This is a genomic window from Pararhodospirillum oryzae (assembly GCF_007992075.1).
GTDB lineage: Bacteria > Pseudomonadota > Alphaproteobacteria > Rhodospirillales > Rhodospirillaceae > Pararhodospirillum > Pararhodospirillum oryzae.
In genome coordinates, this window is sequence record NZ_BJZO01000010.1 from 25,900 (window position 1) to 43,455 (window position 17,556).

Consider the following 17,556-nt stretch of genomic DNA (forward strand, 5'->3'; position numbering starts at 1 on the left):
CCGTCGCGCGTTTTACCGGGGCCTTTCAAGAAACGCGGGGGAGAACGGGGGGCACGAGGATGGGAAAAGCCGGAATGATCGGACTCATGACCGATTTCGGATCGGGGGGGCTGTACATGGGGCAGATGCACGTGCGTCTGGCGGTCGATGCCCCTGGAATCCCTTGCGTTGACCTCATCACCGACCTGCCCCCTTTCCAGCCCCTTCTGGCGGCGGCCCTGATTCCGGCCTACGCCGCCAGCCTGCCCCCCGAGTCGGTGGTGATCGCGGTGGTCGATCCGGGCGTGGGCGGGGCGCGTGACGCCATCGTGTTGCGAGCCGGCGGGCGCTGGTACGTGGGCCCCGACAACGGGATTTTCGCGCTGGTGCTCCGACGCTCCACGGAACGGGCGGCCTGGCGGCTGCCGGTTCCCGAAACGGCCAGCCCGTCGTTCCATGGACGCGATGTTTTCGCCCCGGCCGCCGCCGCCCTGGCGCAAGGGAGCCTGCCCGGCGGGGCAATCCCGGTGGATCCCGCCCGACTCGATCGCCCGGATCTTCCCGACGATCCTCCCTGGGTCGTCTATATCGATGCCTATGGGAACGCGATCACCGGAGTGCGGGCGGATCGGCTGCCCGCCGGGGCCACGTTGCACGTCAGGGGGCAGGTGGTGACCCGGGCTCGCACTTTTGGCGATGTCAGGAGGGGCGAAGCCTTGTTCTATCGTAACGCAAACGATATGATCGAAATCGCCGTGAACCAGGGGCGGGCCGACCAGACGCTTTCCCTGGAACCCGGCACGGTCCTTCAGGTGATCTCCTCGGGCGATCCTCTTCCTTCGGACGGATGAAAACGGGTGTTATAGGGGCAGAGGAAAAGTTATGATGTTCCCATGCCTTTTTTTTGAGGGCTGAGAGCGAGGACGAACGAAACGCCGCTGGTGCCGGGCGGTCTCGAAAGGAGCTGGTCGGGTGACGACGTCATGCAAGATCAAGTTCTGGGGTGTGCGGGGCAGCATTGCCTGCCCGTCGGCCCGGCATGTCATCTACGGCGGCAACACCAGTTGCGTCGAAGTCACGTTGGGGGATCGTCACATTATCCTGGACGCGGGAACAGGCATTCGCAATCTGGGGGCCGATCCCGCGAACCGGCAGGTCGATCATTACACCTTGCTCATGACCCACACCCATTGGGATCATATTTTCGGCTTTCCGTTCTTCGGGCCAGCCTATAATCCGAAGGTGAAACTTGATGTCTATGCCGGGCATCTGGTGGGCAACGGGGGGATTCGTCACCTGCTGGCCAGCCAGATGTCGGACCCCATGTTTCCGGTCCCCCTGGAAAACCTGCATTCCCAAAAGTCCTTCACCGATTTTCAGGCCGGCGAATCCTTTGATCTGGGCGACGGCATCCGGGTCCGCACCGCGCCCTTGAACCATCCCAACGGGGCAACGGGCTATCGGCTGGAAGCGGGCGGGTATTCGCTCTGCTACGTCACCGATACCGAACATACCCCCGGCCGCCCCGACGAAAACATCCTGGGCCTGATCGACGGCGCCGATTACGTGATCTACGACAGCACGTATACCGAAGCCGAATATCCGGCCCATGTCGGATGGGGGCATTCCACCTGGGAGGAGGGGGTCAACCTGTGCCAGCGCGCCCGGGCGCGCCACTTGGTTCTTTTCCACCATGATCCCGATCATCACGACGACTTCATGTCCGATCTGGAAAAGACAGCGCAAAACACATGGGACGGGTGTCTGGTGGCCCGGGATGGCATGGAGCTGATTTTGCCGCCGCGTTGACCCCCGGTCTTTTTCCAGGGGCCGGGCTTTTACGTTCCGAACAGGGCGCGCACCCGGTGATCCAGGACCTGCTCGCGGTGGTGCTCCAGGGCGTTGAGGGTGTTTTCCAGGGTATCGGCGACCTCGCCGCCGTCGCGCATCAAGGCGGCAAAGCGCTTGATGACCTCGTGCTTGCCGGGCGGGACCCGCAAGACGATTTCGATCGGCATCGGCGGCGTGTCGGTGTCGTCGACTTCGGCCGACACGGTGCCGTTCAGGTAGGGGACATAGGCCATGTCCTCGACCAGGATGTGAGAGCCGATCCAGTGCGCGAGGAACTGGCTCACCTTGTCCAGATCGATCGAGGCGGGCTCGCGCCGGTACTGGCGGGCCAGGGCCTGGACCAGGGTGCGGAATTCATCGTGGGCCCGGCGGTGGGTTTCAAAACCGGGGAAATGGGCGCTGAGCATGAAACGTTCCTCACGCTCGAAATGCTCGGCGGCGTACACTTCCAGGGCATGCAAGGTGGCGGCCACGGCCGAGGGCCCCGATCGGGCCTTGCGGTGCTCGACCAGGGAAGCCAGCAGTTCGAAAAGGCTGTGATGATCCTTGTCGATCGCCTTGATACCGGTTACGTACCGGTCTGACCATGCCACGCCTGTCATGGAGTCCTCCACCGTCGCGCATCCAACTGGGTCCCGCTTTCTGGGACGCAAGATGAGAATGAGGCCCGAAAAACGGGAATCGTTTTTCGGATAGGTCGAACGCAAAAACAAAAACTCAAATCATTATGCCCGGATCCGGTTTAACGCGCGGCACCCTAGCGTTTAAGGATGGGATCAACCAGGGTCCATGCCCCATTCAACAGAATAAAAGTCGCGATTCCTGTTATCAGCAAGGCGGTGATAATAAAAAATAACTTGATGCTTCTGATCATTTCTCTTCGGCGGCGCTGGCGTCGCTGTTCTTCCAGGCGGCGCCGCTGCATCCGAAAACGGGCCATTTTTTCTTGATGCTTGGCCAGCTGAGCCGGGGAATACTGCTTTCCCGCCATGGGTGTCTCCGTCGCGCCCCCACTGCCTGCAGCACGAGCTGATTGTGCGGATCTCCATGCTTTTTCCGCCGTGCTGAAAGAAAAAGCCCCCGACCGCTGGTCCGACTATGCCATGAAGCCCGCGCGATTGCATCCCTCTTGGGTGCTTGGGAATGCCACCCCTTGAAGGGGCCATGGGATGTATTCCCCTTTCGTTTTCAAGGGATCCTTTTTCGCGTGAGCCCCATGCCCGGGCTTGCGATTGCACGCCCCCCCTGTGATCTGCTACCCCTGAACCAGGGACCCCGGGAGCAACGGCGTCGCGACTCTTCCCGCCTTGTGGGGGGCAAGGGGCCGGACGGCGCTTTTCCCCGGGCGATGTCCCGCGAGGACAGGGACAAGGGACGCCTTGCGACCGACGCGACAAGGGCGGAAAATCCGCCCCAGGCAAGCTGTGCCGCGCGGTTGGTCGTGCCCTCGCCGGTCCGGCCCGCGCCGTCGGACCGTTTCTTTAGTGTGACCCGGATCCATGAGAACCGCCGAACCCCAAACCCTTGACGACCTGGAACACTGGGCCCGCGAACGGGGCATCACCGAAGTGGAGTGCCTCGTGCCCGACACCTCGGGCATTGCGCGCGGCAAGATCCTGCCCGCCCATAAGTTCCTGTCGGGCCTGCGCGATCGCGGCTTGCGGCTGCCGGAATCGGTCTTCACCCAGACCGTGACCGGGGATTATCCCGAGGACGATCCGATCGATATCGCCGATTCCGATATTTTCCTGCGCCCCGATCCCCGGACCGTGCGCATCGTGCCGTGGTACGAGGAGCCGACCGCCCAGGTGATCAATGATTGCCTGTATCGCGACGGTTCGGTGGTGGGCTGCGCCCCCCGTCAGGTGCTGCGCACCATCTTGAAGTTGTACGAGGACAAGGGATGGCGCCCCGTGGTCGCGCCGGAGGTGGAGTTTTATCTGGTTCGCATCAACAACGACCCTGATTACCCCCTGGAGCCCCCCGCCGGACGCTCGGGGCGGGCCGAAACCGGGCGGCAGGCCTATGGCATCGACGCGGTTAACGAATTCGATCCGTTGTTCGAGGACGTCTACGACTACGCCGAGGCCCAAAACCTGGATGTGGACACGCTCCATCACGAATCCGGCACCGCCCAGATGGAGATCAATTTCAATCACGGCGACGCGCTTGAACTGGCCGATCAGGTTTTCTTGTTCAAGCGCACGGTGCGCCAGGCGGCCCTGCGGCACAACGTGTATGCAACCTTCATGGCCAAGCCCTTGCCCGGCCAGCCGGGCAGCGCCATGCACCTGCACCAGAGCGTCGAGGACGGGGAAACCGGGCGCAACATCTTCGCGTCGGATGACGGACAGGATTCCAATCTGTTCCGCTGGCATATCGGCGGCTTGCAGAAGTATCTGCCCCAGTGCCTTCTGATGCTGGCCCCCAACGTCAACAGCTATCGCCGGTTCCTGCCCGATCAAAGCGCCCCCATCAACATGCACTGGGGGCTGGATAACCGGACCGTCTCCTTGCGCGTGCCCTACGCCCTGCCCGAGGCGCGCCGGGTGGAGAACCGCCTTTCGGGGGCCGATGCGAATCCTTACCTCTCGATTGCCGCGTCCCTCGCGTGTGGCTACCTTGGCATGGTCGAGGAACTGGAACCCTCGGCGCCGATCACCGGCAGCGCCTACACCCGCGCCCATAACCTGCCGCGCCATCTGCCCGACGCCATCGAACGCTTCGGACGGGCCCGGCAATTGCACGATCTCCTGGGACAGGATTTCGTGCGCGTGCTGATGTCGGTCAAATGGGCCGAGTGGGATGCCTATCAGCATGTGGTCTCCAGCTGGGAGCGCGAATATCTTTTGCTGAATGTATAGCGTTAAACAACTTAAGGTGAGGGCGGGCAGGCCCTGGATCCCTTTGCCTGAGGTTGTCTTTCCGGGAAAAGCGGTGTCCGCTTTTCCCCGACAAACCCGAACGGGGGCGGTTCGCCGGTTTTCCGGCCTCCCCCGTTTTCGAGCCCTGCCACGGCACGAGTAGGCCCGGTCCGCGAACGCTCTCCTTGCTCCAGCCGGGGCAAGACGGGCGCGGCCCTTTTTCGGGGCGCGACGCGTGGTGTTGCCTTGGTTTCCTCAATCCCTTTGTCCGGAGCCCGCGGCCATGAGTACCCACGGCACCCAGGGGCGTCTCGCGCTTGGATTTTCTTGCATCGGCCATGCCTTCAGTCATGTCTTCGAGCCGGTGTTCTTCGTTGTCGCCCTGTCGTTGCCCACGGTGTTCGGCATCAGCTACGAAACCGCCCTGACCTTGATCGTGGGCGGCAAACTTTTGTTTGGCATTGCCGCCCCCTTCACGGGGTGGCTGGGCGATCGCTGGAGCGCCACCGGCATGATGACGCTGTTTTTCCTGGGAACCGGGGGCGGGGCCATCTGGGCCGGCCTTTCCGGTTCTCCGGTGGAGATGGCCCTTGCGCTGGGCGTCCTGGGTTTGTTCGGCAGCATTTACCACCCGGTGGGCATTGCCTGGCTGGTGCATTCCGCCGTCAATCGCGGCCGTGCCCTGGGGATCAATGGCGCCTTTGGCGGCTTTGGTCCGGCCGTGGCCGCGCTCGGGGCCGGGGCGCTGATCGATTCGTTCGGATGGCGGGCGGCGTTCCTGGTGCCGGGGGCGCTGTGCGTGCTGACCGGGCTTGTCTTCCTGCTCAGCCTCGCGCGGGGATGGGTGAGCGAAAAAGCCCCCGAGGCCAACCCCGAGCCGCCACCCGACCGTCGCGACGCCGTGCGCGTGTACGTGGTCCTGGCCGGGGTCATGCTCTGCGGCGGTCTGATATACCAGTCCACCCAGGCCGCCATGCCCAAGCTGTTCGAGGAACGCATGGGCAGCCTGCTGGGCGAGGGGGCCCTGGGCATTGGCAGCGCGGTCATGCTGGTCTATGGCCTGGCCGGGATTTTGCAGATCGGGGCGGGCCATCTGGCCGACCGCTACGCCCTCAAGGCTGTTTACATCGCCATGTACCTGATCCAGGCGCCGGCCCTGGTCGCGGTGGCGATGCTGGGCGGCCTGCCCTTGGGCATGGCCATGATGATCGCGGTGTGCGGCAACATTGGCGCCCTGCCGGCCGAAAACAGCCTGCTGGCCCGCTATACACCGGCTCGCTGGCGTTCCACCGCCTATGGATTGAAATTCGTGCTGTCGTTCGGGGTAAGTGGTCTGGGGGTACCCCTGGTTTCGGTGATCCGGGGGACCACCGGGGATTTCACGTTGCTGTTCCTTATTCTGGGGGGGCTGGCGTTGATCGTTTCGGTTCTGCTTCTTTCCTTGCCGTCTGACCGCAAGAACACCTCGACTCCGACGCCTGTTCCCGCCGAATGACGCCGGCGGGGCTTGTCTTGAGCGTGCGCCCTCGCATACCTTTGAGCCGGGGCGTGGTCGGGAGTAAAAGGCGGAACAAGGAAGAGAACGCATGACGGGCGGGGCAGGACCGGACCAAACGCTCACCCAGCAGGAGCCTCGTCATGGCCGATGAGGAAAAGCGTCGCGCACCCGGGGAACCCACCGGTCCGGGACCGGAGTCCCGTCGTCCCGGCGGGGGGGAAAACGCGGCAAGGGAAGCGGGATCGCTGCCCATGGAACGCGAGCCCGGCACGCCCCTGCCTGGTGGGGCCGCGCCGGACGGGGCCCCCTTGCCGGCGGATGCGTCGGAAGAAACGGGCGGGGCTTCCGGCGTTCCGGCGTGGGACGATCAGCTGGAGGACGTCTCGATCGGGGGCGGCCCGGTTCGGGTCCCGCCTCGGGCGCAGGAGCCTTTTCAAAGCAAAAGCAGCTTTCTGCGCCAGCCGGTCGACCGCCTGCCGTTCGACGACGACATTCCGCTCAAGGGGGGGGGCGAGCCGCAAGGCCGCTCCCGCCGCGCGGCGAAAAGCACGCCCTTCCGACCCGAGGACGAAAACCGGGAATTGAAGGGGTGCGCGGTGTTCGCCGTCTTGCTGGTCGTGGGCGTGGGCGGCTGGTTCCTGACCAAGGACGTTATCGTCGACCTGTTCAAGGCGGCCGAAACCTCGATGAGCACCCCGGAGCGGGCCACGGCCCCGCCCCTGACCCAGGTTGATGCCCTCAAGCAGAAAACCGTGGTCGAGCACGAAGTGCAGGGGCAAACCGTCTTGGGGCGCAAGCTGGTCGCGCCGCCCGAGGAACAGCAGGCCGTCACCGGGGCGCCGCCGCCGCCGGCCACCGCCACCACCGCCGGCATCCAGGGGCTGGCCGAGGTTGTCGCCGACCCCAGCGTGGAGTCCGTGCTTCAGGCGGTTTCGGAGCAGGACGTTTGCTACAACGGCCGGCGCGCGCGACGCGTGCCCAGCTTGTACGGGCTTGACGGTGGGTTTGGCGTCGTCTTTGGCGATGTGTCGGAGAACAACGGCCAGCCGCGCCTGGAGTTCATGCCCCCGTCCAGTGGCGACACACGGGTGTATTTCTACGCCAGCTTCACCGACGCGCCGGTCAAGGGGTTCGAGGGACGCGAGGCCCGTTCGGTGCGCAGCACGCCGCGCTCGGTGTCGCGCGTGGTTCTGGCCTGGGTGGCTGAACTGGCCAACGGGCCGTGCGTCAAGGCGCCCCCCTGAGGCCGGAATCGCAACGGCGAGGGGAGGGCGCGTTCGCGTTTGTCAGGGAAAAGTGGACACCGCATTTCCCGAAAAGACAAACTCAAGCAAATGGATGAAGAACTTGCCGGATTCTGTCTGAAGTTGATGGACTCTCATCCGGCCAAAAAAGGAAACGGGCCGCTCCCGCAAGGCATCGGCCCGTTTTTGTTCTTGTTTCGTTGTCGAAAGAACGATCAGTTCTCGAACGAAATTTCGGTCCGGCGATTGCGAACCTCGGTCACGTTGTCGGGGGTGGGAACGGCCAGCCGCTCCTCGCCATAGGCTTCCAGGGTCATGACGTCGGAGGGCACGCCCCGGATCGCCAGGGCCCGGGCCACGGCCTCGGCCCGACGCTGGGAAAGCATGATGTTGGCGTCGGCCGATCCCGTGGTGTCGGTGTGGCCCACCACCAGGACGCGCGCCGGCATGGCCTTGGCGAAGGCGCGGGCAATGGTGTCCAGCTCGCCGGCGGCCTCGTGGTCAAGGGTGGTCCCGCCCAAGGTGAAATGCACGACGAAGGGCATCCCCGTGTCGGCGGGGGCCGCCGGCGGCGTGCCCAGGGCGCGCAGGGCGATTTCGAAATTCTGCTTGCACTCGGCAATGCGCTCGGGCTGGCGGTCTTCCTCCGCCTCCTCGGCCCAGCAGTCAAAGCTGGCCTGCGCCTTTGCGGCCATCAGCGGATTGGCCTTGGGGGCGTCGCCCTCCAGGGCCCGCATCAGGTCGGCCCGGGCCGGTTCGATCGCGGCCTGGGCCGTTTTCAGGTCGCGTTCAGCCAGCAAGGTGGGCGTCGGGGTTTTGCCCAGGGTAGCGGCGCGGGCCTTGGCCGTGTAATAGGCCACCGAGCTCCAGTCTCCGCCGCTTTCTTCATAGGCGGCAAGGGCGACGTACTCTTTTTGCAACGCGGCGTCGAAGGCCGAGCCCGCCGGCGTCATGGTGCCGACCGTCTTGTAATCCCAGGTATCGGCGCAAGACGCCAGAACCCCTGCCGCAGCGATGCTGACAGCAACCTTTTTTAGCATGGCTATATTTCCTCTGTTAAGGGTTGCCGCCCCTGGTCTCGCCGAATCCTCGCAAGACAACGCGATCCCCCACTCTTGACAAAGATAGTCACCAAAATTTAACCTGATTGACCCAGGGGAACCTGACTGTTCCGCCGGCACTTGCTCTTTCCGGGGTAAGGCCGCAGGATCCTCCTGGATCGACGGCTCTCCGTGGAGTGGCCTGTTTCCGGGGCCGGGATCGGTTCCGCCCTTGCCGTTCCATCGAAGCCCCTTGGTCGAACCACGCATCCATGCCAAGCTGCCCCGCCTTTTTCTTTTTCCGTGGCCTGGAAGCGGTCAAGAAGAAAGAGGGTCCCTCAATCGCCTAACCCTCGTATCATATCCATGACACACTGCACGCCAGACAGCCTTATACCGCAAAACCTCGAACGGGTGAACCTTGTCGGTCTGTCGCGCGACCAGCTTGCCGATCTGTTGACAGGCTGGGGGGAACGTCCGTTTCGTGCCAAACAGCTCTGGCACTGGATTTATCACCGGGGCGAAACCGATTTCGACCGGATGACCAGTCTTGGCGCTCCCTTGCGCGAGCGTTTGAAGGCCCAGTGCACGCTGGCGCGCCCCGAGATCGTGCGCACCCAGACCTCGGAAGACGGCACCATCAAATGGCTGCTGCGCTTCGCCGACGGCAACGAGGCGGAGATGGTGTACATCCCCGAGGATGACCGGGGGGCCTTGTGCATTTCGTCGCAGGTGGGGTGCACCCTGACCTGCCGGTTCTGCCATACCGGAACCCAGTTGCTGGTGCGCAACCTGAGCGCCGCCGAGGTGGTGGGCCAGGTGATGGTGGCCCGCGACACGTTCGGGGAATGGCCGTCGCCCATCGATGAATCGCGCATGCTGTCGAATATCGTGGTCATGGGCATGGGGGAGCCCCTGTACAATTACGACAACGTGGCGGGCGCGCTGAAAATCATCATGGATGGCGAGGGCATCGCCTTGTCGCGCCGGCGCATCACCTTGTCGACGGCGGGCGTGGTGCCCATGATCGAGCGCTGCGGCGAGGAATTGGGGGTCAAGCTGGCGGTCAGCCTGCACGCTCCCACCGACGCGGTGCGCGACCAGATCATGCCGATCAATCGCAAGTATCCCCTGGCCGAGCTGATGGCCGCGTGCCGGAACTATCCCGGCGCCAACAACGCCCGGCGGATCACCTTTGAATACCTGCTGCTCAAGGGGGTGAATGACTCCGACGAGGATGCCCGCGCCCTGATCCGTCTGGTCGAGGGGATTCCGTGCAAGTTCAACCTGATCGCGTTCAACCCCTGGCCGGGCTCGCCCTATGAAACGCCTTCGGTCGCGCGCCTGGAGCATTTTTCGCGCCTGCTCAACGACGCCGGCTATTCGGCGCCCATCCGTCTGCCGCGCGGACGCGATATCCTGGCCGCCTGCGGCCAGCTGCGCAGCGACTCCGAGCGCGAGCGCCTGAGCCGGCACAAGGCCCGTCTCGCCCAGGGGATCGGGGATGATCACGCCCCCGACGCCTGATCCTACCTTGGGGAGCGGGGCGGGGGCCGGGGCGTGGGCGTGAAAAGCCCGGCTTTCCTGGGCGAGCGTCTGCGTCACCTGCGCGAGGATCGCGGGCTTTCCCAGGCGGCCCTGGCGCGGCGCCTGGGGATCTCGGCCAGCTACCTGAACCAGATCGAACGCGACCAGCGTCCGTTGAGCGCGGCCGTGGCGCTGCGCATCAACGCCGTTTTGGGGGTTGATCTGCGGGTGGTCTCCCACGAGGAAGAGGGGAGGCTGATCGCCGATCTGCGCGAGGCCCTGGCCGATGCCGGGGTGGGGCCCGAAATCACGACCGCCGACCTTCAGGATCTGGCTTCCACCCGTCCGGCCCTTGGTCAGGCGCTGCTGGCCTTGCACCGGCGTGCCCGCGCCGCCACCGAGCGGGCCGAGGTTCTGAGCGCCTGGGGAGACGGCCGGGGCGAGGGAACGGTGCCTCTTCCCCTGGCCGGGGGCGCGCCCCTCCTCATGCCTTACGACGAGGTGCGCGACTTCTTTTACGATCGCCACAACCATATCGCCGAACTGGACGACGCCGCCGAGCGTTTGTACCTCGACGGCCGCCTGGTCCTTGAAGCCCGGTCCGTGGGCCTGGAGCGCCTGTTGCGCGACGACCACGGGGTGCGGGTGCGGCCGCTGGACGCGGCCGAGGTCGCGCCGGGGCTGTTGCGCCGCTTCGATCCGGCCTCGCGCGTGCTGGGCCTGGCCCCGGGCCTGAACGAGGGGCAGCGCCAGTTCCAGATGGCGGCGCAACTGGCCTTCCTGGAGCACGCCGGGCTGCTGGCCCGCCTGATCGAGGCGCCGCTTCTGGGCAGCGCCCCGGCCCGGGCCCTGGCCCGGATCGGGCTTGCCGCCTATTTCGCCGGAGCCGTGGTGCTCCCCTACGGGGCGTTCCTGGAGGCGGCCGAACGTCTGCGCTACGATATCGAACTGCTGGGCGAGGCGTTTGGCGTGGGCTTTGAAACCGTCTGCCACCGCCTGTCCACCTTGCAGCGGCCGGGCGCGCCCGGGGTCCCCTTCATTTTCGTGCGCGTGGACCGGGCCGGCAACATTTCCAAGCGCCAGTCGGCCACCGACTTCCACTTCTCGCGGGTGGGCGGCACCTGCCCGCTGTGGACGGTGTACGAAGCCTTTGCCCAGCCCGGCCGGGTCCTGACCCAGATCGCGCGCATGCCCGACGGCCGCGCTTATCTGTGGATCGCGCGCACCGTGACCCACCGCCAGGGCGGCTTCCGGGCGCCCGGCAAGACCTTTGCCATCGGACTGGGCTGCGATCTGCATCAGGCCGGGCGGCTGGTGTACGCCCGGGGTCTGGATCTGGGCGACCCCGAGGTGGCAACCCCCATCGGGGCCGGGTGCAAGGTGTGCGAACGGGCCGACTGCCCGCAACGCGCCTTTCCTCCGGCCGGGCGAACGGTCCTGGTGGACGAAAACCGCCGTCGCTTCGAACCCTACGCGGCTCTTTGACGCCCAAGGGGGAGGGCCGGGCCATCGGGCGGGCGTCGGGGCCCGTTTTCCGGCGACCCGGCCGCCCCGCGTCGTTCACCCGGCTCTCAGATCGCTCAGCACCTTCTCGACCGTGGTGCGCAAGGTGGCGGCGCTGCTCTTGACCCGGTGCGCGAGGCTCATGACGTCGCGGGCCGCGAGGCGCACCGCGTCGGCCTCGGTGTTGGCGGCGGCGATGGTGCGGCTGACCTCGGTCGCGCCCTCGGCCACGCGCGAGACGTTGGCCGAGATGTCCCGGGTTGTCACCGACTGCTCTTCCACCGCCGAGGCGATGCCGCTGGTCATCTGATTGATGGCCTCGACCGAGCGCGTGATATGGGTGGTGGACGAGACCACCGTTTCCGATACCTGGCCCACTTCCACGATGCTGCGCCCGATTTCCTCGGTGGCGCGGATGGTCTGGCTGGCCAGGTTCTTGACCTCGCTCGCCACCACCGCGAAACCCTTGCCGGCCTCGCCTGCCCGTGCCGCCTCGATGGTGGCGTTGAGCGCCAGCAGGTTGGTCTGACTCGCGATGTCGTCGATCAGCTTGGTGATTTCTCCAATGCGCGACACGCTGCTTTCCAGGGCGCGCAGGGCGTCTTGGGTGTTGGCCGAGTGGGCCACCGCCTGCGAGGTGGTTTCCACCGCCTGGGTCACCTGGCGGCTGATTTCGTGAATCGAGGCCGTCAGTTCCTCGACCGCCACCGCGACCGTCTGGCTGCTGGACGACGATTCTTCCGACGCCTGGGAAATGGTTCGGGTCAGGTCGGCGGTGTGGTCCGAGGCGGTGCCCATGCGGGCCGCCGCGCCATCGAGGTCGGTGGCCATGCCGTCAAGCGCGGTGACGATGGCCCCGACCGCCTCGTCCAGGTGGGCGGCCAGGGCTTCCAGGTGGCCGCGTCGTGCCTGGGCTTCCTGGTCGCGCAGGGCCTGGCGCTCGGCTTCCAGGGCGCGGCGGTCGCGGGCCGTTTGCTGGAAGGCGGCCAGCACATGGGCCACCTTGCCCAGTTCGTCGAGGCGCGCGCCGTGGGGGATGGTCCCGTCGAGGTCGTCGTGGGTCAGGCGGTCCATGACCCCGGTCAGGTCGGCCAGCGGGCGCACGATCCGGCTCATCACCAGCCACACCACCCCCGCCAGCACCACCGCGAGCCCCAGGGTCAGGAGGCCCCCGATCCCCGCCATGCGTTCGGTCTGGGCCCAGGCCCGTTCGGTTGAGAACCCGATGGCCAGCAACCCGATCTGGGTTTTACCCTGGGGCCCGTGAATGGGCACGTCCAGGCGCACAACGTCCGGGGCCTCCTTCAAGGCCTCTCCTTGATCAAGCCGGGCCAGAACCTGCCCCTTGTCGCGGATCTCGGCGTCGTGAAAATCGGGATCGTCCTTCAGCAGGCCCAGCAGGCGTTCGACTTCCCCCTGATCCATGTTCCAAAGCGGCGCCGAGACCATTTCCGCGGTCATGGTTCCCATTTGCCGGGCCCGGGTGGTCAGGTTGTCCACCTGGTCGTGCCACACCACCGAAAGCAGGCCGGCGCCCAGCATGGCCATGAAGAGCAAGGCAAGAGCACTGGCCGCAAGCACGATCGGCCATTTGACGCTACGAAACTTCATGGTGTATTCCTTCGCTCTCCCGCTCTGGTGGTTCCGGGCCGAAACAAGAGGCTCCTTTCCGCCGATTGGTCTGTCGTTTATCACCGTGCCTGTCGTCTATTTATGACAAATTAGGAAAAAGTGGACCGTTTCATTATCAAAAGGAAATTGAAATCCAGGATGGATTTTTGATGCGTATTTCTAGACTTTGATATTACATAAAAGTGTCCCTGGACCCGGGGCGCGCGCTGACCCATGACGGAAAACGAAAAGCCACGTCCCGCGTGGGGAAACACCTCGCCCAAGACGGTATCCGGGCGCGTCGCGTCCGGATGTCGTGCCGGGAGCGCGGGGGGCGGGCCTTCTCATGGCAAGGGGGTACACGACAATGATCCGTCAGGGGATTGCTGGCCTCGCGCTGGCGCTTCTGGTCCTGGGGCAGACGCACGCGACGGCCCGGGCCGAAACCTTCAGGCTGACCAGCCTCGACTGGCCGCCTTATTCCGGGGCAACGCTTCCCGACCAGGGGTACAGCGTCAAGGTCGCCAGGGAGGCTTTCGCGGCCATGGGCCATGCCTTGGAGGTGGAATTCTACCCATGGAAGCGAGCCGTCCAGACGGGACTGGGCGAGGGATACGTGGGCTATTTTCCCGAGTACCATTCCGACGACCTGGCGGCCGGCGCCTGCGCGTTTTCCGACCCGGCCGGGTCGGGGCCCTTGGGCCTGGTCGAATCGACCAGGGCGCCGCTGGCCTGGACCACCTTGGACGATCTCAAGGGCCGGCATATCGGCGTGGTGTCCGGATACGTTACCACGCCAGGGCTGGCCGAGCGCGCCCGGGCGGGCACCCTGGTTCTGGAGGCCGTCACCGACGACCTGACCAATATCCGCAAGGTGGCGGCGGGACGGATCGACGCGGCCGAAATCGACGCCAACGTCATGACCTGGCTGGTGGACCAGAATCCGGAACTCAAGGGTAGCGTCCAGATGAGTCCGCATCTTCTGGATAAGAAAAAGCTGTACGTTTGTTTCCAGAAAACGGAAACTGGCAGTATGGCTCGTTCAATCTTCAACGAAGGGTTGAAGAAAATCACGCTGCCCGCTGTCATGGCCGTGCAATAAGGAAGGCACTGGGAAAAACCGTGAATGGAATCGAGGTAACCCCCACGGAACCGCACGGTACGCCACCGGGGGCGCGACAGGAGGGCTCGCGCGTGTTCATTCACGGGCCGCACATGGCCTTGCAGCAAACGACACGGGTGATCGCCGTGGCCCTGATCGCGGGCATGGTGTTCTTGCTGGTTCAGTCGTGGTGGCTGCTGTCGGCCGCCGAGCGCGACTTCGCCACCTTGCGCACCACCACGGCCCTGTCCTTGCGCTCGGCCCTGTCCAACGCGCTTTGGAACCTGGACGAGCCCACGGCCCACGCCTTGCTGGAGGACACCGTGCGGGCCAAGCCGGTGAGCGCGATCCTGGTGGTCGATGAGTCCCAAAAGGTGTTTGCCAGCATCGGCCGCGACGAGGGAAAAAACTCGTTCTCGGGATGGGAGTCCCTTCTGTACCACCTGATGCATCCGGTCGTGGACCAGAGGGTGGACCTGACCCGAGCGCGGCCTCGTCCCGAGGGGCTGGCAAGCCATGCCGTGCCGGCGGGAGCGGCGGGGGCCGTGTTTCACGGTCACGGCGGCGGCGCGCCCGGGGCGTCCCGACTGGACGCCCGGGACGCCTTGCTGGTCCAGGTGATCGGACACGTCTACCTGACCTACGACGCCCGGCTGTTCATCAAGGGCATTGCCGGACGCCTGGCCGACCAGACCCTGGGCATGCTGTTCGTCATCGTGGTGGTGGCGGGCGCCACCAGCCTGGTCATGCACGGCTTCCTGGCCCGTCATCTGGTGGCGGCCGCGCGCGCGGTCGAGCGCATCGATCCCGAGGATCCGGCCGCGCGCCCGCTGGGGGTGCCCGAGGTCCATCGTCGCAACGAGTTCGGCCGCATGGTCCGGCGCCTCAACGCGCTGCTGGAGCGTCTCGCGGTGGTGCAGGCCGCCTTGCGTCACATGGCCACCCGCGACGCCCTGACCGGATTGCCCAACCGCAGCCTGATCTTGGAAATCATCGACCGCGCCCTGGCCGACGCGCCCCTTGAGGAGGGGCACGTGGCGGTGATGTTCCTTGATCTCGACATGTTCAAGCACGTGAACGACAGCCTGGGCCACGAGGCCGGCGACGAGGTGCTGCAGGAGGTCGCCCGGCGCCTGGGCAGCGTTCTGGTGGGCGTGGGCACCGCCGGACGGCTGGGCGGCGACGAATTCGTGATCATCGTCGAAGGCCGCCGGAGTATCGAGGATCTGGCCCGTCTCGCGCGACGTGTCATCGCCGCCGTGAAGCGTCCGGTCGAGGTCGCGGGGACGGTGGTCCACCCCAGCACCTCGGTTGGCATCGCCTGCCATCCCCAGGATGGCGCCGGCGGCCAGGATCTGCTGCGCAATGCCGATACCGCCATGTACGCCGCCAAGGCCGCGGGGCCCGGGCAGTGGGCCTTTTTTGAACGCGCGATGACCGAAAACGCCCTGATCCGGCTGCGAACCGAGGGGTCTTTGCGCGCCGCCGTGGACCGGGGCGAGTTCGTCTTGCACTTCCAGCCCAAGGTCGATCTGGGCAGCGGCCGGGTCGCGGGCTGCGAGGCCCTGGTGCGCTGGCGCCACGGGGGCGAACTGGTGGCCCCGGGCCGCTTCATTCCCATCGCCGAGGAAACCGGCCTGATCTACGACATCGGCCTTTGGGTCCTGCGCGAGGCGTGCCGGGTGCAGGCGCAATGGAAAACCCAGTTCGGCCCCTTGTCGATGGCGGTCAACGTCTCGGCCCGCCAGTTGAGCGAGCCGTCCTTTCTGGACGACTTCATGGCGGTGCTGCGCGCCAACCGGGTGGATCTGGATCTTCTGGAGCTGGAAATCACCGAAAGCGCCATCATGAGCCAGTTCAATGTGTCGGCGCAGTTGTTGCGCGAGATCAAGGCGTTGGGCGTGCGTCTCTCGGTTGATGACTTCGGAACCGGCTATTCGTCGCTGGCGTACCTCAAGAACCTGCCCATCGATGTTTTGAAGATCGATCGCAGCTTCGTGAGCGATCTGCCCGGCGATACCTCGATTCCGCGCATGATCATTGGCCTTTCCGGACAGCTGGGATTGCGGACCGTCGCCGAGGGCATTGAAACCCGCGAACAGTTCGACTGGCTGCGCGACAATGGCTGTCACATGGTCCAGGGCTACCTGGTCAGCCGCCCCTTGCCCGAGGAGGCCTTCTTGCCGTTCTGCCGGACCTGGCGCGCCGAGGCCGCCTGAGTCTTTTTCGCTCCGCCCGCGTGCCTCCAGGGGGGCGCGGCTCCAGGAGGGAAGGATCTTTTCCCTCTTCCGCCGGGAACAGCCCCGTCCGCGCGGCTTCTTCGCTTGCCCGATCCCGAGCCGGCCATGATATAGTCCGGGCCCGCTCGGGCCGTGCCGATCCGATCATCCGTTTTGGACGGGTTTTCGTTTTGCGTCTTGCCTTGGCTTGGTTTTTCGCGCTCTCGCCCCAGGACCCGCATCCATGATTTCCGACCGGAGGTTTTCCTTGCGCTCGCTCGTGGCCCCCCTGGCCCTGGCCACCGCCCTTGGGCTTGGCGCGTGCAGCACCGACAAGCCCGCCTATGTCGAACGGCCGGTCGAGGAGCTGTACAACGACGCCGTCGATAAGCTCAATCAGGGCAATTACGAAGCCGCGTCCAAGGCGTTCGACGAAGTGGAACGCCAGCATCCCTATTCGGTGTGGGCGACCAAGGCCCAGATCATGGCGGCCTATGCCCTGTACGAAAACGGCGCCTACGACGACGCCGCCGTGGCCCTCAACCGCTTCATCGACCTGCACCCCGGCAACCGCGATATCGCCTATGCCTATTATCTGCGGGGACTGTGCTATTATGAGCAGATTTCCGACGTGCGCCGCGACCAGCAGATTACCCGTCAGGCCATGACCTATCTGTCCGATGTCGTGACCCGCTTCCCGGAGTCGCCCTACGCCCGCGACGCCCGCTTGAAGATCGACCTGGCCCGCGATCACCTGGCCGGCAAGGAAATGAGCGTGGGGCGCTATTACCTGAAGGGCCACCAGTACCTGGCCGCCCTCAACCGGTTCACCGCCGTCATCAACTCCTATGACCAGACCACCCACGTGCCCGAGGCGCTCTACCGTCTGGTCGAGATCAACACCATTCTGGGGCTGACCGACGAGGCGAAACGCGCCGCCGCCGTGCTGGGGCACAACTTCCCGGGCAGCGACTGGTACGTGGATGCCTATGCGCTGGTCACCGGCAAGAAACCCGACCAGGGCGACGAGAAGGATACGTCCTGGTACGACGCCCTGACCGGCTGGTTCTAGAGCGCATTCCGATCAAAAAGGATCCATGAATGCGCTCTGACTTGTT

At 65.3% G+C, this 17,556-nt stretch carries 14 protein-coding genes; 10 read left to right on the forward strand and 4 right to left on the reverse strand.

Annotation, left to right across the window (positions count from 1 at the left end; all coding sequences use genetic code 11):
* Positions 1–74 precede the first annotated feature (74 nt).
* A complete protein-coding gene (locus ROR02_RS03035) occupies positions 75–830 on the forward strand; it encodes an SAM hydrolase/SAM-dependent halogenase family protein (protein WP_147162533.1) in 756 nt (251 codons plus the stop codon).
* A gap of 121 nt (positions 831–951) precedes the next feature.
* The gene (locus ROR02_RS03040; protein ID WP_147162534.1) at positions 952–1,788 is read left to right on the forward strand and encodes an MBL fold metallo-hydrolase; all 837 of its coding nucleotides are present in this window, start codon (positions 952–954) and stop codon (positions 1,786–1,788) included.
* A gap of 29 nt (positions 1,789–1,817) precedes the next feature.
* Here ROR02_RS03040 and ROR02_RS03045 read toward each other — a convergent pair whose 3' ends face one another.
* Together ROR02_RS03045 and ROR02_RS03050 are read right to left on the reverse strand one after the other, a co-directional pair.
* Positions 1,818–2,432 carry a bacteriohemerythrin gene (locus tag ROR02_RS03045; RefSeq protein ID WP_147162535.1) on the reverse strand — a complete coding sequence of 205 codons (615 nt, stop codon included), beginning with the start codon at positions 2,430–2,432 and terminating at the stop codon, positions 1,818–1,820.
* A gap of 155 nt (positions 2,433–2,587) precedes the next feature.
* A complete protein-coding gene (locus ROR02_RS03050; RefSeq protein ID WP_147162536.1) occupies positions 2,588–2,821 on the reverse strand; it encodes a hypothetical protein in 234 nt (77 codons plus the stop codon).
* 508 nt (positions 2,822–3,329) lie between these two features.
* On the opposite strand from ROR02_RS03050, the gene ROR02_RS03055 reads away from it, so the two are divergent.
* The 3 genes from ROR02_RS03055 to ROR02_RS03065 all read left to right on the forward strand — a co-directional run bounded on the left by ROR02_RS03055 (position 3,330) and on the right by ROR02_RS03065 (position 7,436).
* Positions 3,330–4,694 carry a glutamine synthetase family protein gene (locus ROR02_RS03055; RefSeq protein WP_147162537.1) on the forward strand — a complete coding sequence of 455 codons (1,365 nt, stop codon included), beginning with the start codon at positions 3,330–3,332 and terminating at the stop codon, positions 4,692–4,694.
* Between the two features lie 283 nt (positions 4,695–4,977).
* Positions 4,978–6,189, forward strand: coding sequence for an MFS transporter (locus tag ROR02_RS03060; protein ID WP_147162538.1), 1,212 nt, complete (start codon positions 4,978–4,980; stop codon positions 6,187–6,189).
* Positions 6,190–6,443: 254 nt separating this feature from the next.
* Positions 6,444–7,436, forward strand: coding sequence for a hypothetical protein (locus tag ROR02_RS03065; RefSeq protein WP_147162539.1), 993 nt, complete (start codon positions 6,444–6,446; stop codon positions 7,434–7,436).
* 215 nt (positions 7,437–7,651) lie between these two features.
* Here ROR02_RS03065 and ROR02_RS03070 read toward each other — a convergent pair whose 3' ends face one another.
* Positions 7,652–8,476, reverse strand: coding sequence for an OmpA family protein (locus ROR02_RS03070; RefSeq protein ID WP_147162540.1), 825 nt, complete (start codon positions 8,474–8,476; stop codon positions 7,652–7,654).
* A 366-nt stretch (positions 8,477–8,842) separates the two neighbouring features.
* Between ROR02_RS03070 and rlmN the strand changes: the two genes are divergently transcribed.
* Positions 8,843–10,003 carry a 23S rRNA (adenine(2503)-C(2))-methyltransferase RlmN gene (gene rlmN, locus ROR02_RS03075; protein ID WP_147162541.1) on the forward strand — a complete coding sequence of 387 codons (1,161 nt, stop codon included), beginning with the start codon at positions 8,843–8,845 and terminating at the stop codon, positions 10,001–10,003.
* Between the two features lie 33 nt (positions 10,004–10,036).
* On the forward strand, positions 10,037–11,488 hold the full coding sequence (locus ROR02_RS03080; RefSeq protein WP_246135374.1) for a short-chain fatty acyl-CoA regulator family protein: 1,452 nt from the start codon (positions 10,037–10,039) through the stop codon (positions 11,486–11,488).
* Between the two features lie 75 nt (positions 11,489–11,563).
* Here the strand turns inward: ROR02_RS03080 and ROR02_RS03085 are convergent, their stop codons facing one another.
* Complete coding sequence (locus ROR02_RS03085) at positions 11,564–13,117, reverse strand: methyl-accepting chemotaxis protein (RefSeq protein ID WP_147162542.1); 1,554 nt, start codon at positions 13,115–13,117, stop codon at positions 11,564–11,566.
* Between the two features lie 367 nt (positions 13,118–13,484).
* Between ROR02_RS03085 and ROR02_RS03090 the strand changes: the two genes are divergently transcribed.
* The 3 genes from ROR02_RS03090 to ROR02_RS03100 all read left to right on the forward strand — a co-directional run bounded on the left by ROR02_RS03090 (position 13,485) and on the right by ROR02_RS03100 (position 17,510).
* Entirely contained in the window at positions 13,485–14,219 is a 735-nt protein-coding gene (locus ROR02_RS03090; RefSeq protein ID WP_170244927.1) for a substrate-binding periplasmic protein, read from the forward strand.
* Positions 14,220–14,311: 92 nt separating this feature from the next.
* The gene (locus ROR02_RS17350; protein WP_281290993.1) at positions 14,312–16,438 is read left to right on the forward strand and encodes a putative bifunctional diguanylate cyclase/phosphodiesterase; all 2,127 of its coding nucleotides are present in this window, start codon (positions 14,312–14,314) and stop codon (positions 16,436–16,438) included.
* A 244-nt stretch (positions 16,439–16,682) separates the two neighbouring features.
* Positions 16,683–17,510 (forward strand): outer membrane protein assembly factor BamD, encoded by an 828-nt coding sequence (locus ROR02_RS03100; RefSeq protein ID WP_147162544.1) that lies wholly within the window; start codon positions 16,683–16,685, stop codon positions 17,508–17,510.
* The last annotated feature ends 46 nt before the right edge of the window (positions 17,511–17,556 follow it).

What these genes read in the sequence shown, in the direction of transcription:
- ROR02_RS03035 (WP_147162533.1), top strand. Translation starts at nt 75, where the DNA reads ATGATCGGACTCATGACCGATTTCGGATCGGGGGGGCTGTACATGGGG.
- ROR02_RS03045 (WP_147162535.1), bottom strand. Translation starts at nt 2,432, where the DNA reads ATGACAGGCGTGGCATGGTCAGACCGGTACGTAACCGGTATCAAGGCG.
- ROR02_RS03050 (WP_147162536.1), bottom strand. Translation starts at nt 2,821, where the DNA reads ATGGCGGGAAAGCAGTATTCCCCGGCTCAGCTGGCCAAGCATCAAGAA.
- ROR02_RS03055 (WP_147162537.1), top strand. Translation starts at nt 3,330, where the DNA reads ATGAGAACCGCCGAACCCCAAACCCTTGACGACCTGGAACACTGGGCC.
- ROR02_RS03060 (WP_147162538.1), top strand. Translation starts at nt 4,978, where the DNA reads ATGAGTACCCACGGCACCCAGGGGCGTCTCGCGCTTGGATTTTCTTGC.
- ROR02_RS03065 (WP_147162539.1), top strand. Translation starts at nt 6,444, where the DNA reads ATGGAACGCGAGCCCGGCACGCCCCTGCCTGGTGGGGCCGCGCCGGAC.
- ROR02_RS03070 (WP_147162540.1), bottom strand. Translation starts at nt 8,476, where the DNA reads ATGCTAAAAAAGGTTGCTGTCAGCATCGCTGCGGCAGGGGTTCTGGCG.
- rlmN (WP_147162541.1), top strand. Translation starts at nt 8,843, where the DNA reads ATGACACACTGCACGCCAGACAGCCTTATACCGCAAAACCTCGAACGG.
- ROR02_RS03085 (WP_147162542.1), bottom strand. Translation starts at nt 13,117, where the DNA reads ATGAAGTTTCGTAGCGTCAAATGGCCGATCGTGCTTGCGGCCAGTGCT.
- ROR02_RS03090 (WP_170244927.1), top strand. Translation starts at nt 13,485, where the DNA reads ATGATCCGTCAGGGGATTGCTGGCCTCGCGCTGGCGCTTCTGGTCCTG.
- ROR02_RS03100 (WP_147162544.1), top strand. Translation starts at nt 16,683, where the DNA reads ATGATTTCCGACCGGAGGTTTTCCTTGCGCTCGCTCGTGGCCCCCCTG.